Raw genomic sequence first — 16,063 nt, 5'->3', positions numbered from 1 at the left:
CGATGGGTTGTAATGGAGATCTCTTTCGCCCCCAGGAGGTCCCCGTGGCGAGCGTTGCCGAGCTGAAGGCAGCCATCGATGTCGCTCTCCAGCAGATCGGTGACGGCCAGACAGCGGTGCAGGCAGCCGGCGAGAAGCTGGCCGAGGCGCAGCAGACGCTGGCCGGCGCGCTGGAGGGCAGCGGGCACGAGACGGTCGAGGCGGCGCAGGCCTCGCTGACACAGGCCGGTCAGGAGCTGGAGGAGTGCCTGGCCGCGACACTCGTCGCGGTGGAGCAGGCACAGCTCTACGTCGCGACGCTCTGAGGCCCGGCCGTGTCCATCGTCGAGGACATCGGCGCGCAGGTCCGTGCCGCCGCCGAGGAACTGCCGCTGGCGCAGCTCGCCGTCGCGCTGGAGAAGCTCGGTCAGGCGCAGGAGCGGCTGCGCTGGGTGCGCCAGGAGTCGTCCGACCCGATGGGGGTGCCGGAGCTGTCCTCGGCCACCGAGCACGCCGAGACCGCCGGTTACGCGCTGCGCGTGGCACAGGAGCAGCTCACCGCGTACCTGGCCGCGATCGGGCTGGCCCCCGACGGCGCGCGCCCGGCGCCGCCGGGCGAGGCGCGGCCGAAGCACGACACGCCGCGCGGCCAGGAACCGCCCGCGCCCGGCCCGGCCGCCGAGCCGGGTGAGCAACCGGCGGTACGGCGCTGGTGGGCGGTGCGGGTGGCGGAGCTGACCGGCGGCCGGGATCCGGCGGCGGACGAGCCGGACGAGCGCGTCGGGGACGCCCACGAGCTGCTGCGCCGGGTGGCCGCCGGGGTCCGCTCCGGCGACCGGGACCGGCTGCACCGCGAGCTGCGCCGGGCACACGCCGACGTGGGGCTGGGGCTGGCCGCGATCACCCCGCCGCTGCTGCGCGAGCTGGCCGGTGAGCTGCTCGGCCATCCGCCTCGCGCGGACGACCTGCCCCGGCTGCGCGGCGCGCTGGACTCGCGGGTCCGTGACCTGCTGCCCGGGCTGCCGCCGCCGGTGCTGGACACGCTGCTGACCCGGGTCTGCCGGATGCCCCCGCCGCGCCGCGCCGACGACGCGGAGCAGCCGCACGCGGCCGACCCGGCGGTCACCGCCGGCGTGCTCACCGGCGTGCTGCTCGACCGGCTCGGCCGGGACCTGCCCAAGGACACCGACGAACCGGAGCCGCCCCGTGCCTGACGTCCGCGCTCAACTGGTGACGCGGGTCCGGGGGATGCTCTCCGAGGCCCTGGGCGCCACCCGTACCCGCCTCACCGCCGCCGAGGCCGAGCTGGCCGCCGGGCGGGAGCGGCTGGCCCGTACCCGCCGGGCCGCGGCGGCGGTGCCCGACCGGGTGGGCGCCGCGCGCGACCGGCGCCTGGCCGAGATCGACGCCCGGCACACCGCCCGCCTGGCCGAGCTGGCCCGGCGGGCCGCCGCCGCGGCGCAGCGGGAGGCGCCCGGCGCGGCCTCCGCGCCCTGGGACCGCTGGCAGGCCACGCCCGCCGGACAGTCCGAGCCGCCGGGCGCGTCGCGCATCGGCACGGTACGCCTCGACGGGGCCGAACCGGTGCCGGCGCTGGTTCCGCTGCTGGACGCCGGGCACGCGCACCTGGCCGGCGGCGACCGGGACGGCCTCGCGGCGGTGGTGCCGGCGCTGCTGCTGCGCTCGGTCGGGCGGGCCGACCCGGGCGCGGTACGGCTGTACGGATACGACCCGGAACACCTGGGCGGCGGCCTGGCCGGGTTCGCGCCGCTGGGCACTGCCGGGCTGCTCACGTTCGTCGGGCCGGGCGGGCTGGGCCGGCTGCTTGACGACCTGGTGGAGCAGATCCGCCGGATCAACGCCACGGTGCTCGCCGGTGAGTACGGCTCGCTGCGTGAGCTGGCCGCCGCCACCGGACGCCGCCCGGAGCCGTGGCGGGTGGCGGTGCTGCTCGGCGGCGACGAGCTGTCCCGGCACGAGCGCGGCCAGCTCGACCGGGTGGTACGCACCGGCGCGGCGTGCGGCGTGCACCTGGTGGTCCGCGGCATCGAACTGCCCGGCGACCCGACGGTCACCCGGATCACGGTGGAGCCGGACGACGCCCGTATCGGCGGGCTGCCGGTGGTGCTCGACGCGCCGCCGCCGCCCGCCCTGGTCACCGAGACGTGCCGCACCGTGGCGTCCCGGGTGGCCGCCGGCCCGCCGCCGACACCGTTCACCGACCTGCTCCCGCCGCCGGAGGAGTACTGGCGGGAGGACTCGGCGCACGGGCTCACCGCGCCGGTCGGCGAGGGCCCGCACGGGCGGCAGGTGCTGCTCACCCTCGGCGACTACCCGCCGCACGCGTTGATCGGCGGCCCGTCGGGCACCGGCAAGACCAACCTGATCTTCGCCTGGATCGGCGCGCTCGCCGCCCGCTACTCCCCCGCCGAGCTGGAGTTCTATCTGCTGGACTTCAAGGAGGGCGTGTCTTTCGCCCGGTTCGCGCAGGGCCGGCGGGATCCGAGCTGGCTGCCGCACATGCGGCTGGTCGGCATCAACGTCAACACCGACCGGGAGTTCGGCCTGGCGCTGCTGCGCTTCCTCGCCGAGGAGCTGCGCCGCCGCGCCGACGCGGCGAAGAAGCACGAGGTCACCAAGCTGGCCGAGTTGCGCGCGGTGGACCCGGACGGGCACTGGCCGCGCATCGTGGCGGTGGTCGACGAGTTCCAGGCGCTGCTGGCCGGCCGGGACGTGGTCGCCCGGGAGGCCGCCGACCTGCTGGAGGACCTGGCCCGGCGAGGCCGGTCGCAGGGCATCCACCTGGTGCTCGCGTCGCAGGACGTGCGCGGCATCGAGGCGCTGTGGGGACGGCCCGCGCTCGTCGCCCAGTTCACGCTGCGGATCGCGCTGCCCAAGGCGCTGCGCATCCTGGCCGAGCGCAACGACGCCGCGCAGTCGCTGCCCCGCCACCACGCGGTGATCAACGCCGAGTCGGGCCTGGCCGAGGGGAACGAGGTGGCCCGGATCCCGTCGGCCAGCGACTGGGAGACGTGGAGCGAGCTTCAGCACCGGCTGTGGCGGATGCGCCCGCAGGACGCGGCGCCGGCCCGGCTGTTCGACGGCGACGCGATCCCGAAGCTCGCCGACGCGCCGGACTTCCGCGCGCTGACCGCGCCGGAGCAGGGCGTGCCGCGCAGCCCGGTGGCGCTGCTCGGCGAGATCATCGACGTGCAGTCCCGCTCGGCGGCGCTGCGCCTGCCTCGCGCGCCGGGCCGCAACCTGGCCGTGCTGGGCACCCGGGTGGACGAGGCGTGCGCGGTGCTCGACGCCGCCGCCCGCTCACTGGCCCGGCAATACCGGCCCGGCACCGCCCGGTTCTCCATCGCCTGCCTGGACCCGGACGCCGACCCGGCCGCCCGTGCCCTGTACGAGGACCTGGAAGGCGACGCCTCCTGGTACGACGAGGAGACCGTGCCGGAGCTGATGGCCGAGGTGGGCGACGGACTGGGCGCGCCGGGTGCGGCGCGTACCCCGCACTTCCTGCTGCTGTACGCGGTGGACGCGGCGGCCGCGGCGCTGGCCGGCAAGGCCGGTACGCGCACCGGGCTGGAGCAGCTGCGCCGGATCCTGCACGACGGGCCGGAACGGCGTACGCACGTGCTGGCGTGGTGGCGTGGCGTGGCCCGGATGCGCGTCGACCTGGGCGGCGCGGGCGCGCGCACGGACCAGATCGGCGCCTGGGTGGCGCTGGACGTGCAGGGCGGCGAGCTGGGCTCCTCGCTCTATCCGGGCAGCGGCGGCCCGGACTGGTATCCCCGGCCGTGGCGCGGTCTCTACTTCGACCGGGCGGTGCACCGCACCGGACAGGTGATCATCCCTTATGGTCCCTCCCGATGAACGAACCGGTTGCCAGTGAGACGTACAGCGCGCAGATCCGCCGGCTCGCCGAGCTGACCGCCCGGGTGACCGCACAGCGGGCCGAGGCGCACACCTGGTTCGCCCAGCAGGTGGCCGCCGCCGACCTGGCGGTGGCGCGGGCCGACGAGCAGGTCCGGCAGGCCGAGGAGGAGGTGGCCGAGGCGGCCCGGCTGGTGGAGCGCGTCGACGGCGAGGTCGCTCACCTGTGGACGCAGCTGCGGGCCCGGCTCGGCGTGAGCGCCCGGCGGCTGGGTGACCCGCCCGGCCCGGTCCGCGGCGCCGCCGGTGATCCGGTGCCGCTGCTGCGCGCGGTCCGGGAGTTGCTGGAGCGCACCGGGGCGCCGGGCGAACTGCCCGGCTCGGTGAACCCGCTGCTGATCGCGTGCGGGATCGGCGGCGCGCTGGTGGCGTACGCGCTGGGGGTGGGTGCGCGGGCGCTGGGCGCCGGGTCCAGCGGCGACCTGGCGGTGGGCCTGCCGGTGCTGGCGCTGGTGGTGACGCTGCTCGGCCCGGTGATCGGGCTGGCGCCGGCCCGGCTGCTGGCCGACCGGCGGCACGCGGTGCTGACCCCGCGCCCGATGATCCTGGTGGCCGCCTCGGGTCTGGTGACGACCCTGCTCCTGCTGACGGCGACATACGCCCGCTGACCCCCGGCCGGCTCCGCCGCGTCGATCATGAGGTTGGCGGCGCGACACGCCCGTCGCGCCGCCGGTCAACCTCATGATCGCGCCCGTCAGGCGGGGACCAGGACCGCTTCCTTGAGCAGGCGGCGGGCCAGCACCAGGCGATCGGCGTCGTCGTCCAGGCCGGGCAGGTCGCCGACCCGCGTCACCTCGCCGGTGAGCAGCGCGCGCAGCGCCGCCTCGCAGGTGCCGGGCAGGGTGAGCGTCCGGTCCGGCACCCGCAGCGTGATCCGGCCGTCGGCGGCCGGGGCGAGCTGCCAGCGCAGGCCGCCGCGCGCCGTGACCTCGCTGTCCGGCGTCAGCCGGGCCAGCGCCCGCGCCTGCGCCAGCGGCCGGATCGGCGCCGGTCGGGACGCCGGCCAGACCCGGGCCCGCAGCCGGCCGGCCACCGCCGCCGGGTCGGCCCGCAGCAGCCAGTCGCGCAGCGCCTCGACGGTCTCGGTCAGCTCCGGCTCGACCGCGTCCGGGTCGGCCAGGTCGAGCCCGAACGGCAGGCTCGCGCGCAGCCGCGCGTCCTCGGCGGCGAGCGCGAGCAGTTCCTCGACCACCGCGTACCGGGTCAGCGCCCTGATGCCCACTGTCAGGTGCAGCGAGCTGGACTCCTGCGCCTGGGCGCTGTGCAGCCAGCCGCGCGGCAGGTAGAGCGCGTCGCCCGGCTCGAGCACCACGTCCAGCTCGGGGCGTCCTTCGGCGGTGGCGGAGACCTCGTCGGCCCGGCCGCCCCAGGGCTGACGCTCCAGCGGGTCGGCCAGCACCGGGGGGTGGATCCGCCAGTGCTTGCGCCCGTCCACCTGGAGCACGAACACGTCGTGGGTGTCGTAGTGGGTGGCGAAGCCCTGACTGCCGGCCGGGGTCAGGTAGGCGTTCACCTGCAACGGCTGGGCCAGCGCGGTGCCCAGGTCGCGGGTGAAGTCGACGATCGCCGGCCAGGTGCGGTGCAGGCCCTGCAGCACCAGCGTCGCGCCGTCGGCGTACAGCGCCAGCACCTTCTCGTCGAGGACCTGGTCGCCGATCTCGGCGCCCGCGCCACCGCCGCCGGTGAACCGCGCCGCCGGCACGAGCTGGCCGTCCTTGGCGACCCGCAGGAACGGGGTACGCAGGCCGCGGCGGCTGAGCAGCTCGTCGGCGTCGGCGGGGCTGAGCAGGTCGGCGAAGCCGTGCGGGTTGGGCAGGTCGGCGGCGCGGGACAGCAGCGGGCTGCGCCCCCAGTGGTCGGCGGCGAACTTCGCCGGATCCACCGCCACGCACCGGGCCAGCGCCTCGGACGCGGAGAACGCAACCGCCGGGCGGCCGTGGCCACCCGGCGGGTCGGCGTGCGTGGTGCTCATGTGTCAGGCGCTGCCGTCGGCGCCGCCGTCGTGCTGACCGGGGGTCGCTCCACCGTCGGCCGGGCCCTCGGCGCTGCCGTCCGCGCCACCGTCGTGCTGACCCGGCGTCGCGCCACCGTCAGCGGGGCCCTCGGCGCCACCGTCCGCGCCACCGTCGTGCTGACCCGGCGTCGCGCCACCGTCAGCGGGGCCCTCCGCGCCGCCGTCCGCGCCACCGTCGTGCTGACCCGGGGTCGCACCGCCGTCGGCCGGGCCCTCCAGGCCGCTGCCGCCGCTGCTCTGGATGTCGTCGTCGTTCAATGCCATGGGTGCTCCCTCGGTGTGCCGCCCCGCGTCGTGCCGGGGTCCGTGTGCAGCGGGTGGTACCCCACGCCCGATCTTCTCTAACCACACCGTAGACGCCCGGACGCCGTCGTACGGACGGTTCGCGGGGCAAGCGGCCGGGAGGGCCGGATGCCAGGATGGCGGGAGGACGACAGGCGAGGAGACGCACGTGACGCAGCCGGAACCGCTCACCCCGCTGACCGAGGACTGGCAGCGGGCGCTGGCAGTGGTGGCCCACCCCGACGACCTGGAGTTCGGCGCCGCAGCCGCTGTGGCGCGCTGGACCGGGCAGGGCAAGGAGGTCGTGTACTGCCTGCTCACCAGCGGTGAGGCGGGCATCGACGGGATGACGCCGGAGCGCGCCCGGGTGGTGCGCGAGGAGGAGCAGCGCGCCTCCGCCGCGGTGGTCGGGGTGCCCGTCGTCGAGTTCCTCGGCCTGCCCGACGGGCTGCTGGAGTACGGCGTGCCGCTGCGCCGGGCCATCGCCGCCGTGGTGCGCCGGCACCGGCCGGACGTGGTGCTGACGAACAACTTCCGGGAGACCTGGGACGGGGCGTACGCGCTGAACCAGGCCGACCACATCGCCTGCGGCCGGGCCACGCTGGACGCGGTCCGCGACGCCGGCAACCGGTGGATCTTCCCGGAGCAGCTCACCGACGGCGTCCAGCCGTGGTCGCGGGTCCGCGAGGTGTGGGCGGCCGGGTCGCCGGTGGCCCGGCACGGGGTGGACGTGACCGACACGTTCGACAAGGGTGTCGCCTCGCTGCGGGCGCACGGGGCGTACCTGAGCGGGCTCGGCGACGGCGGCTTCGACGCCGAGGAGTTCCTGGAGGGCATGGCCCGGCCGGCCGGCAGCCGGCTCGGCGCGCGGTTCGGCGCCACGTTCGAGGTCTTCCCGATCAACCTCCAGTAGAGCGCGGTGATCGTCGACGCTGTCGCATTCGCCGGGCTGCCGGTCTCGCGCACGCCGGCGGCCCGCCCCGCCGAGGGGGCGGGACGGGCCGGTCCGGGTGCCGGTCAGGGAATGAGCTGACGCAGGTCCTGCGGCAGGGTGGCCTTCACGTCCTGCCACTCCCCCTGCGTGACGTGCCGGCGCAACGTGTCCAGCACGACCTGCGCCACCCGCTGCGCGCCGCCCTCGACGTCGTACGGGAAGCCCTGGCGCACCTCGTACAGGAAGTCGTCGCGGTTGAGCTTGATCGGCACGTTCTCCGGCTGCCAGCCGTCGAAGTAGATCCCGCGCACCAGCACCGGCAACTGCTGGGCGAACTCGGCGCTCTCCCGCACCGGCAGCCGGTCGCGCAGCAGGTGCAGCACGGTACGCAACGCGGCGTAGGACTGGTTGCGCCGTTCCTTCGGCCAGCCGTACGCGGACTCGATCTCCTTGAGGATCACGTTCGTCTTGTCCAGCGAGGACTCGAACGCGGACAACAACTGCTCGGCCATCGGGCTCACCCCCGTGCGTCGGTCTCCCAGCGTCGGTCGTCGGCGCGGCGCGGCGGGCCGCTGGGGCCCCGCCACAGCCGGGTCGGACTGAACCGGCCGGGCCGCTCGCCCCGCCGGGGTGCCTCGGAGCCGCCGATCACGTGCAGTACGCCACCGCGGCGCCGGTCCGCCACCACCCGTACCGTCATGACCCACCTCCTCGTCGCGGCGCCTTTGGCGGCGCCACTGTCCATGCTGCGGCGGGGGCGGGTGAGCGGGCCTCACCCGGATCGGGTGAGACGCTCAGGCGTCCAGCAGGCCGGCGAGCGTGGCGGCGTTGCGCTGCGCGTAGTCCCGGTAGCAGTTGTTCATCAGGACGTGCGTCTGCTCGGCGTCACCGGCCAGCTCGCGCAGTTTCGGCGCCCAGTCGCGCAGTTCCCGCTTCGAGTAGTCGTAGCCGAACTTCTCGTGGATGTCCTTGCTGGTCCACTTGTCGCTGTGGCCGTGGAAGCGGACCACCGCGAGGTCGGCGGTGGCCGCGAGCACCGGCGGGACGGACGACTTGTGTCCCTGCGGCATGTCCACGCAGACGAACGGCAGGTCGTGCTCGCGCAGGAAACCGAGCGTCTCCTCGGCGTTGTCGCCGTCGAACCAGGAGGCGTGGCGGAACTCGAAGACCGGGCGCAGCGGCGCGCACCGCCGGGCCACCTCCAGCAGGTACTGCTTGTTGTCCCGCTTGATGGTGAACCAGGGCGGGAACTGGAACAGCAGCGCGCCCAGCTTGCCCGCGTCGACCAGCGGGTCGAGGGCGGACAGGAACCGGGTCCAGACCTCCTCGTACGCCTGCGCGGGCAGGTCGCCGGGGTAGACGTTGCGCTTGCCGGTCTCCGGGCGCAGGTCCTTGTAGAGCGCGGAGACGCGGGTGGGGTGGCCGGTCAGCAGGCTGAACGCCTTGACGTTGAAGGTGAACCCGGCCGGTGTGCGTTCGGCCCACAGCCGGGCGGTCCGCTCGGCGGGCGGCGAGTAGTAGGTGGCGTCCACCTCGACCAGCGGGAACTGCCGGGCGTAGTAGGCCAGTCGTTTCTCCGGCGTGTCGGCGCTCGCCGGGTACCAGCCGGAGTCGAGCAGTGTCCGGTCGGTCCACGAGGCGGTGCCCACCCTGATCTCACCCATGGCAGGAGCTCACCGCCCAGCAGGACCGACCGGCAACCGGAACGGCGTTCAGGCCGCCCGCCGCTCCCGGGTCTGCTTGCAGGCCACGCAGGAGGTGGCGGACGGGAAGATCTCCAGCCGTTCCACCGGGATCGGGGCGGTGCAGCCCTCGCAGAAGCCGTAGGTGCCCTCGTCCAGGCGGGTCAGCGCGTGCTCGAACTGGGCCCGCCGGTCCAGGATGGTGCGCAGCAGCGACTGCGCGGTGTCCCGCTCGGCGGTCTTGGTGCCGCTGTCGGCCTGGTCGTCGCCGGCGGTGTCGCCGACCTCCACCAGCCGCAGCACCTGGCTCTGCGCCATGGTGTGCTCGTACTCGGCGGTCAGCTCGTCGTACCGCGACCGCAGGGACTGCCGGATCTGGTCGACCTCCGCCTGGGAGCGGCCGGTGGCTGTCGTGTCGTGGACGAGCATCGCTGCCTGCCTTTCCTACGTCCTCATACCGGACCGGGGCGGCCAGCGCCCCGGATCCGGTCCGACTGTGGATGCGCGGGCGACGAGATCACCCGTGCTCTGTGAGCCGGGCGATTACCCGTCCCCTCAGCGCACCAAACCGCCTGTTTCCTGAGTGTTTCCCGTGAGTCGGTAGGGGCTGGTCAGGCGGGTTCGACCAGGGCCGGGCGGCGCGGGTCGTCGGCCCGGACCACCACGTCGGCGAAGGACGCCGGGTCGACCTCGCCGGCGTAGCGGGCGAACGCGGGCAGGGTCCAGCGCAGCGCGGCGTCGGTACGCCGTTCCAGCGCCGCCGGGGAGAGCACGAGGTGGACGGTGAGGTCGAACGGCAGCGTGCCGCCGAGCAGCAGCGCGCCGCTGACCAGGACCACCCCGCCGGGCGGCAGTTCGACGTACGCGGCCCGGCTGGCCCGGTCGGCGGCGGTGTCCCACAGCGACGGCAGCAGCCGGCCCGAGCCGTCCGGGCCGGCCGGGTCGAGCACCTCGCGGCGCAGTCCCGGTTCGTCGAGCCAGCTCTCGTAGTACGCGTCCGGGTTGGTGCGGCCGTGTTCCAGGCGTACCGAGGCCGGGCGCAGGAAGTCGCCGGCGCGGACGTGCAGCACCGGCCGGCCGGCGGCGCGCAGCGGGTCGACGAGCGCCCTGGCGAGCGCGTCCGGGCCGGCGGCGGGCGGGCCGTCCACGGCGACCCGCAGCCGGCCGGGCGTCCCGGTGCGGGCGAGACGCTCGGCCAGCTCGCTGACGAGCCGGTCGGGGCTGATCGGGCGGACGCGCATCGGACCATCGTGCCGCGCGGGCGGGCGGGTCACCACATGATCTGCTCCGGGCGGTCGGGGCTCCGTCCGGCGGCGATCGGCGGGTGGTGTCCCCGGTGTCAGCCGGTGCGGTCGATGGTGACGCGGGCGTCGTCGGCGAGCCGGTAGCCGACGCCGTAGACGGTGGTGACGAGCGGGACGTCCACACCGACCTTGCCGCGCAGCCGGCGCACGTGCACGTCGACGGTGCGGACGCCGGCGTGCTCGTACCCCCAGACCGCGTTGAGGAGTTGCAGCCGGGTGAACACCCGGCGCGGGTGGGCGACCAGGTGCAGCAGCAGGTCGAACTCCAGGCGGGTAAGCGGCAGCGGCTCGCCGTCGCGCAGCACCGACCGGGACGACGCGAGGATGTGCAGGGCCGGGATGGTCGGGGCGAGCGGACGCGCGGGGGCGCGGCCGGCCGGGACGCCGTCGGGCCGGCGCTCGGCCGGAACCGTGGCCGCGCTGACCACCGCGTCACCGTGTTCGAGCATCTCGCGGGCGGCGTCGAGCAGCCGGCGGGCGGCTGGGGTCAGCGACTCCTCGCACGCCAGGGGGATGGAGAGGGTGACAGTGAGCATGGGCGCGGCGGTGTTCGCGGGACGACGCTGGCCGCCGGGGGGCCGACCGGGGACCGCGGGTTGGGACGTATGCCATCCGGCGCGCGACGAGGCGGGGCTGACCGACATGGTCCTCCTTGGGCTGGTCCGGGTATCTCCCCACGGCCCGGGACGCCGCTGCATCGATGCTTCCCGGCGTCTCCGCGAGGGTCAAGGGGCGGCTGCGTTGCGTGAATGTGACATTTGACGAACACATCGGAGCCGCGTGCTCGCTCTGCGTGCGAGGCCCGTTGATTACAGCAGAGCGCCGGATCGCCTCTGGTAGGGGGGTCTGCCCCAGGGTTCACAATGCCGGATGCGTCGGCGAGGTCAACGCGGCGCACCCGGGATCCGGGTGCGCCGCGTGCCGGCCGGGCCGGGCTCAGGCGTCGCGGTCCACCGTGATCGCGGCGTCGTCGGCGAGGCGGTAGCCCACGCCGTACACGGTGGTCACCAACGGCGTGTCCGGCCCGAACTTGGCCCGCAGCCGGCGGACGTGCACGTCCACCGTGCGCGCCACCGCGTGCTCGTAGCCCCAGACGTTGGCGAGGAGTTGCAGGCGGGTGAACACCCGGCGCGGGTGTTCGGCGAGGAACAGCAACAGGTCGTACTCGATGCGGGTGAGCATGACCTCGGTGCCACCGTGCCGGACCCGCCGGGTGCCGGTGAGGATGCGCACGCCGCCGGGGGCGAGCGCCGGCGCCTCGCCGCGGCGCAGGTCGAGCACGGTACGGCCGGCCGGGCCGTCGGGCTGGGCCAGTCCCTCGCCGGTGGCGGCGAGTTCGTCGAGCAGGTCGACCAGGCGCGCGAGGCCCGGCGTCAGCGGCCCGGCGCCGAGGTCGAGCGTGATGGTGAGCGTCGGTGCGGTACGCGGCCGGGGCGGCCCGGCCCGGTCGGGGCGGCCCGAGCGGGCCGGACGGGTGGTGAGGGCGACGACGGACATGGGAGCCTCCTGTGCGGGCGGTCGCCCCGCCCCGCCGGTCGTGGCGGGACGGTCAGCGGAGCGCCCCGCCGGCGGTGACCGGGGGCGCGGCGGACGAGGGTCGGGTCGGCGGGGTGGGACCGAGGGTGGGCAGGCCGGCGATCTGCCAGGCGGCGAAGCCGCCGACGACGTCGGTGGCCCGGCACAGGCCGATGTCCTGGAGCGCGGCGGCGGCCAGCGACGAGGTGTAGCCCTCCTGGCAGAGCACGATCACCGGGACGTCGTAGCCGGTCGCCTGCGGCAGCCGGGCCGCGCAGCGCGGGTCGAAGCGCCACTCCAGCACGTTGCGTTCGACGACGAGCGCGCCGGGCACGGTGCCCTGCGCGGCACGCTGGGCGGCGGGGCGGATGTCCACCAGCAGCGCGCCGCCCCGGCACGCCAGGTGGGCCCGCTCCGGGTCGAGGCGGCGCAGGCGGGCACGGGCGGCGGCGAGGATCTCGTCGATGCCGCGCGAGCCGGGCGGTGGGACCGGACAGCGCTCGGTGCGGGTGGGGGTCTGCGCCATCGGGGCGTCCTTCCGTTCGTCGGGTTGCGGGGTGTCACCAGGCCACGCCGGCGTGGGCCACCTCGGCGACCCGGAGCCGGCCGGCGACGAGGTGGTAGCGGGTCATCCGGGTCAGCGCCGGCCGGTACACGTGCACGCTGACGGCGGGCGCGTCGCCGTGATTGGTGACCTGGTGCACGTGCCGTACGCCGAAGCGCCGGCCGGCTCCGGCGGCGAGCCGGTGCGGGCGCAGCCGGCCGCCGCTGACCGTCTCCTCGGTGAGCACGCCGGCCACGACCAGGAACGCGCCCGCGCAGCCGCCGTGGTCGTGCAGGTCGGTGCCCTGCCCGGGCAGCCAGCTCAACGCCCACACCTCGTGCTCGTCGTCGGCGTCCAGCCGGGCATACCAGCGGTCGGAAGCCTCGAACCGCAGCGGCACCGGCCAGGCGTGCGGGTCGGCCCAGCGGGCGGCGACGGCGAGCAGGTCGGCGGGAGCGGTGCTGGTCATCGGCGGTGCGTCCTCACGGTGCGGAGCGGATGTACCCGCACAGCTTAGACGGTAAAGCCTATCGGTTTAGTAGGTAATACCAGATGCTGGGACGCCGGTCGCGCTCAGCGGAGGACCGGCGGATCCACCTTGTAGCCCGGCACCGACGGCCAGCGGACGGTGAGCACCGTGGACTCCCGCTCGGCGTACCAGGAGTGGTCCACGCCCCGCCCCCACACCACGTAGTCACCGGGCGCGCGCAGCACCACCGTCCGGTCCGGCAACTCGATCCGGAACGCGCCGCTGATCAGCACCAGCAGGGCGGTACGCCGCTCACCGGTGGCCCACCGGGACCGGGTCTCCCCCGCCGGGTGCACGCCCCACTTCACCTCGACGTCGGTGCTGTGCCGCACGTCCCCGGCCGGCTTGAAGTGGCCCAGCAGCCAGCCCGCGTCGGTCGCGCCGTCCACCGCCGCGTTGCCCACGTACACCCGATCGTCCATGCGCGCGCCTCCCGTGCCCGGCTGGCGAAGCTACCAGGCGCGTCCGGCCGCGACGCCATAGCCTGGGCGGATGCCCGACGAACTCGACGACGAGACCATCGCCTTCGCCCACCGGATGTTCGACCTGGCCCGGGCCGGCGCCACCGAGGAGCTGGCCGCCAACGTGGACGCCGGGCTGCCGGTCAACCTCACCAACGCCAAGGGCGACACGCTGCTGATCCTCGCCGCGTACCACGCCCACCCGGAGACGGTGGCCGCGCTGCTGGCCCGGGGCGCCGACCCGGCCCGGGTCAACGACAGGGGACAGACCGCGCTCGCCGCGGCCGTGTTCCGGCGCCAGGAGGCGGCGGTCCGCGCGCTGCTCGACGCCGGCGCCGACCCGGACCACGGCGGCCCGTCCGCTGTCGAGACCGCGCGGTTCTTCGAACTGCCCGACATGCTGGCGCTGCTCGGCCGCGCGTGACCGGCGAGCGGTATACAGGGACCGTGGACGATCCCGTACCCGAGCAGATGCGCACCGCCGCGACGGCGTTCCTGGCCGCGCTGGACGAACCGGCCCGCCACGCCGCCCGGCACGCCCTCGACGACGAGCCGGCCCGCCGGTGGCTGGAGTACCGGCCCCGGCCACGGCCCGGCGTCACGCTCGCCGGCCTGGACGTCACCGCCCGCAAGGCGGCGCACCGGCTGCTCGCCACCGCGCTCAGCCCGGCCGCGTACGCGCAGGCCATGAGCGTGATGGCCCTCGAAGAGGTGCTGGACCGGGCGGAGGACTGGCGGCGCGGCCGGCACAGCGGCGACTACTGGGTGGCCGTCTTCGGCGACCCGGCCCGCGACGACAGCTGGGGCTGGCGGTTCGAGGGACACCACCTGTCGGTGAGCATGACGGTCGCCGACGACCGCGTCTCCCCCGCGCCGATCTTCCTCGGCGCCAACCCGGCCACCGTCCGGCACGCCGGCCGCCCGGTCACCCGGCCGCTGGGCCCGGAGGAGGACCTGGCCCGCGAGCTGCTCGACGCGCTCGGTCCCGGCGGCCGGTCCGCCGCGATCATCGCCGCGGAGGCGCCCGCCGACATCATCAGCGCCACCCGGGCCACCGCACCGGACCGGCTCGACCCGCTCGGCGTACCCCGGGGGCGGCTGCGGCCGACCGGCCGGGCGCTGCTCGACCGGCTGGTCGCGCTCTACCTGGACCGGCTGCCGCCCGAGCTGGCGGCCCGGGAGGCCGACCGGCTCGGCGGCGGCGAGCTGCACTTCGCCTGGGCCGGCCCGGTCGAGCCGGGCCGGCGGCACTACTACCGGGTGCAGGGCGAGGACCTGCTGATCGAGTACGACAACACCACAGACGACGGCAACCACGCGCACACCGTCCTGCGCCGCCCGGCCGGTGACTTCGGCGCCGACGTGCTGGCCGCGCACCACGCCGTGGCCCACCGGCCCGGCGGGCCTCGATGAGGGAGACGCGACGAACGCTCCCCCGGCGCTGATCCGCCCGTCCGGGCGACGCAGCTCGTCGGTGCCGGCCGGGTCAGAACGGGCGCGGGCGGGCGATCTCGACGGTGGACCCGGCCGGCACGTCGCCGAACGTCTCGAAGCCGCTCGGCTCGGTGACCCGCTCGAACTGCTGCATCAACCGCGCGCCCAGGGCCACGCCGACCGCGCCGACGGCGAGCGCGACGAGTTCGGCGGCGAGCAGGGCGCCGTTCGCGCCCCGCTGCGGCGCGTTCGCCCGGATCAGGCAGGAGAGCAGGAACAGCGCCGCCATGACGGCGTTCACCAGGTTGAACGTCAGCACGTTCCGGCTGGTCCGCCCGGCGCGGACGTCCCACAGGTCGACCAGGCCGGCGACGGTGGCGAAGCCGGCGGCGACGAGCGCGGCCACGGCGGTCCAGTAGCCCACCTCACCGAGGAACGCCGGACCACCGGCCACATCCGCCAGGTCGAAGACCACGGCGCAGACGAACAGGCCGAACGGGAACGTGACAAGCATCGGTTGGATGGGATGCCCCTGCACCCGCAGCCGGCTCTGCATCGCTTCCTCCCCAGGTCGGCGCAGCTCACCAGTCCAGAGTGCTACCCGAGGCGCCGCGAGGTGAAACGACTGTCGCTCAGTTGTCCCGGGGCCGGGAGACGGTGAGCACGAGCCGCTCGGCCACCTCGCGTAGCGGGATGTCCAGCGAGGACGCGGCGCTGCGCAGCACCTGAAGGGCCTCCGGTGCCGGACAGCCCCGCTGCGTCATGATCACGCCCACGGCCTGCCCGACCACCCCCTCGGCCAGCAGCGCGTCGTCGAGCTGGCCGGCCCGGGTGGCGGCCCGCTCGCGGTCCCGCGCGGCGGCGAGCAGCAGCCCGGCGTGCTCGGCGAGCAGCATGGCGGTGAGCTGATGCCGGGGGGTGAGCGCGCCGGGCGACTCGGCGTACAGGTTGATCGCGCCGATCACCTGCTCGTCCACGTCGACCGGGGCGGAGATCACCCCGTGCACCCCGAGCGCCCGGGCCCGCTCGCTCCAGGCCGGCCAGCGCGTCTCGCCGGGCGGCCCGGCCGAGATGATCATCTCCCGGCGGCGGATCGCGGCCATCGCCGGCGTGTCCGGACCGTGCCGCAGGTCGTCCAGCTCGGCGCGGTCCGGGTCGGAGGCGGCCACCCCGGCCGGCTGACCGGCGCGCAGCACGGTGAAGCCACAGCAGTCCACGCCCGGCACGGCGTCGCGGGCGATCCGGACCAGGCGGTCCAGCGCCTCGTCGAACCCGGCCGCACCGATCAGGCCGGCCGTCAGCTCACGCAGCAGCGCGGCCGTCTCCAGCACGTTGAGGTTGTCGATCATGGGTTGGCGCGTGTCGAGGTTCATCGGGGTGTGGCACCCACCGTCCACGCGGTCTCCCCGTTCGGCACCGTTGCCTGTCCCATGTCCGTCCCTCCTG

The 16,063-nt window shown here is 75.5% G+C and carries 21 protein-coding genes; 7 read left to right on the top strand and 14 right to left on the bottom strand.

Features of this window, described 5'->3' with window-relative positions; all coding sequences use genetic code 11:
• Window positions 1-44: 44 nt before the first annotated feature.
• The 4 genes from AB0C17_RS13165 to AB0C17_RS13150 are packed head-to-tail and all read left to right on the top strand — an operon-like array spanning window position 45 to window position 4,526.
• Complete coding sequence (locus AB0C17_RS13165) at window positions 45-305, top strand: hypothetical protein (RefSeq protein ID WP_013286060.1); 261 nt, start codon at window positions 45-47, stop codon at window positions 303-305.
• Window positions 306-314: 9 nt separating this feature from the next.
• On the top strand, window positions 315-1,193 hold the full coding sequence (locus AB0C17_RS13160; protein ID WP_357384217.1) for a hypothetical protein: 879 nt from the start codon (window positions 315-317) through the stop codon (window positions 1,191-1,193).
• Entirely contained in the window at window positions 1,186-3,858 is a 2,673-nt protein-coding gene (locus tag AB0C17_RS13155; RefSeq protein ID WP_357478499.1) for an FtsK/SpoIIIE domain-containing protein, read from the top strand. The genes AB0C17_RS13160 and AB0C17_RS13155 overlap by 8 nt, the downstream gene beginning before the upstream one ends.
• Window positions 3,855-4,526, top strand: a complete 672-nt coding sequence (locus tag AB0C17_RS13150; RefSeq protein ID WP_357478496.1) for a hypothetical protein — start codon at window positions 3,855-3,857, stop codon at window positions 4,524-4,526. The genes AB0C17_RS13155 and AB0C17_RS13150 overlap by 4 nt, the downstream gene beginning before the upstream one ends.
• A gap of 86 nt (window positions 4,527-4,612) precedes the next feature.
• Here the strand turns inward: AB0C17_RS13150 and AB0C17_RS13145 are convergent, their stop codons facing one another.
• Both AB0C17_RS13145 and AB0C17_RS13140 read right to left on the bottom strand, forming a co-directional pair.
• Entirely contained in the window at window positions 4,613-5,890 is a 1,278-nt protein-coding gene (locus AB0C17_RS13145; RefSeq protein WP_357478493.1) for a cupin domain-containing protein, read from the bottom strand.
• 3 nt (window positions 5,891-5,893) lie between these two features.
• Window positions 5,894-6,196 (bottom strand): hypothetical protein, encoded by a 303-nt coding sequence (locus AB0C17_RS13140; RefSeq protein WP_026268594.1) that lies wholly within the window; start codon window positions 6,194-6,196, stop codon window positions 5,894-5,896.
• Between the two features lie 187 nt (window positions 6,197-6,383).
• Between AB0C17_RS13140 and AB0C17_RS13135 the strand changes: the two genes are divergently transcribed.
• Complete coding sequence (locus tag AB0C17_RS13135) at window positions 6,384-7,127, top strand: PIG-L deacetylase family protein (RefSeq protein ID WP_357478490.1); 744 nt, start codon at window positions 6,384-6,386, stop codon at window positions 7,125-7,127.
• 104 nt (window positions 7,128-7,231) lie between these two features.
• Here AB0C17_RS13135 and AB0C17_RS13130 read toward each other — a convergent pair whose 3' ends face one another.
• From AB0C17_RS13130 to AB0C17_RS13085, 10 genes are all read right to left on the bottom strand, one after another.
• A complete protein-coding gene (locus AB0C17_RS13130; protein ID WP_357384206.1) occupies window positions 7,232-7,660 on the bottom strand; it encodes a DUF2267 domain-containing protein in 429 nt (142 codons plus the stop codon).
• Between the two features lie 5 nt (window positions 7,661-7,665).
• Complete coding sequence (locus AB0C17_RS13125; protein WP_357384204.1) at window positions 7,666-7,848, bottom strand: hypothetical protein; 183 nt, start codon at window positions 7,846-7,848, stop codon at window positions 7,666-7,668.
• 94 nt (window positions 7,849-7,942) lie between these two features.
• Window positions 7,943-8,812 carry a DUF72 domain-containing protein gene (locus AB0C17_RS13120; protein ID WP_357384202.1) on the bottom strand — a complete coding sequence of 290 codons (870 nt, stop codon included), beginning with the start codon at window positions 8,810-8,812 and terminating at the stop codon, window positions 7,943-7,945.
• A gap of 48 nt (window positions 8,813-8,860) precedes the next feature.
• The gene (locus tag AB0C17_RS13115) at window positions 8,861-9,259 is read right to left on the bottom strand and encodes a TraR/DksA C4-type zinc finger protein (protein ID WP_269706492.1); all 399 of its coding nucleotides are present in this window, start codon (window positions 9,257-9,259) and stop codon (window positions 8,861-8,863) included.
• A 182-nt stretch (window positions 9,260-9,441) separates the two neighbouring features.
• Window positions 9,442-10,071, bottom strand: a complete 630-nt coding sequence (locus AB0C17_RS13110; RefSeq protein ID WP_357478487.1) for a uridine kinase — start codon at window positions 10,069-10,071, stop codon at window positions 9,442-9,444.
• A 98-nt stretch (window positions 10,072-10,169) separates the two neighbouring features.
• On the bottom strand, window positions 10,170-10,778 hold the full coding sequence (locus tag AB0C17_RS13105; protein ID WP_357384197.1) for a winged helix-turn-helix domain-containing protein: 609 nt from the start codon (window positions 10,776-10,778) through the stop codon (window positions 10,170-10,172).
• Between the two features lie 292 nt (window positions 10,779-11,070).
• Window positions 11,071-11,631 (bottom strand): winged helix-turn-helix domain-containing protein, encoded by a 561-nt coding sequence (locus tag AB0C17_RS13100; protein WP_357384195.1) that lies wholly within the window; start codon window positions 11,629-11,631, stop codon window positions 11,071-11,073.
• 52 nt (window positions 11,632-11,683) lie between these two features.
• Window positions 11,684-12,175: a rhodanese-like domain-containing protein gene (locus AB0C17_RS13095; RefSeq protein WP_357384193.1), complete on the bottom strand. Its 492-nt coding sequence runs from the start codon at window positions 12,173-12,175 to the stop codon at window positions 11,684-11,686.
• A gap of 34 nt (window positions 12,176-12,209) precedes the next feature.
• Entirely contained in the window at window positions 12,210-12,662 is a 453-nt protein-coding gene (locus tag AB0C17_RS13090; protein ID WP_357384191.1) for a cysteine dioxygenase family protein, read from the bottom strand.
• Window positions 12,663-12,766: 104 nt separating this feature from the next.
• On the bottom strand, window positions 12,767-13,144 hold the full coding sequence (locus AB0C17_RS13085; protein WP_013476996.1) for a hypothetical protein: 378 nt from the start codon (window positions 13,142-13,144) through the stop codon (window positions 12,767-12,769).
• Between the two features lie 70 nt (window positions 13,145-13,214).
• On the opposite strand from AB0C17_RS13085, the gene AB0C17_RS13080 reads away from it, so the two are divergent.
• On the top strand, window positions 13,215-13,607 hold the full coding sequence (locus AB0C17_RS13080; protein ID WP_357384188.1) for an ankyrin repeat domain-containing protein: 393 nt from the start codon (window positions 13,215-13,217) through the stop codon (window positions 13,605-13,607).
• Between the two features lie 23 nt (window positions 13,608-13,630).
• Entirely contained in the window at window positions 13,631-14,596 is a 966-nt protein-coding gene (locus AB0C17_RS13075; protein ID WP_357478485.1) for a DUF3500 domain-containing protein, read from the top strand.
• A gap of 73 nt (window positions 14,597-14,669) precedes the next feature.
• Here the strand turns inward: AB0C17_RS13075 and AB0C17_RS13070 are convergent, their stop codons facing one another.
• Window positions 14,670-15,173 carry a DUF2231 domain-containing protein gene (locus AB0C17_RS13070; protein WP_357384184.1) on the bottom strand — a complete coding sequence of 168 codons (504 nt, stop codon included), beginning with the start codon at window positions 15,171-15,173 and terminating at the stop codon, window positions 14,670-14,672.
• Between the two features lie 76 nt (window positions 15,174-15,249).
• Complete coding sequence (locus AB0C17_RS13065) at window positions 15,250-15,990, bottom strand: GAF and ANTAR domain-containing protein (protein ID WP_357478482.1); 741 nt, start codon at window positions 15,988-15,990, stop codon at window positions 15,250-15,252.
• Between the last annotated feature and the right edge of the window lie 73 nt (window positions 15,991-16,063).

Origin of the sequence: Micromonospora sp. NPDC048887 (assembly GCF_040649715.1) — a bacterium.
In the GTDB taxonomy this organism is placed as follows: domain Bacteria; phylum Actinomycetota; class Actinomycetes; order Mycobacteriales; family Micromonosporaceae; genus Micromonospora.
This window is presented reverse-complemented; position numbering and strand designations above follow the sequence as displayed.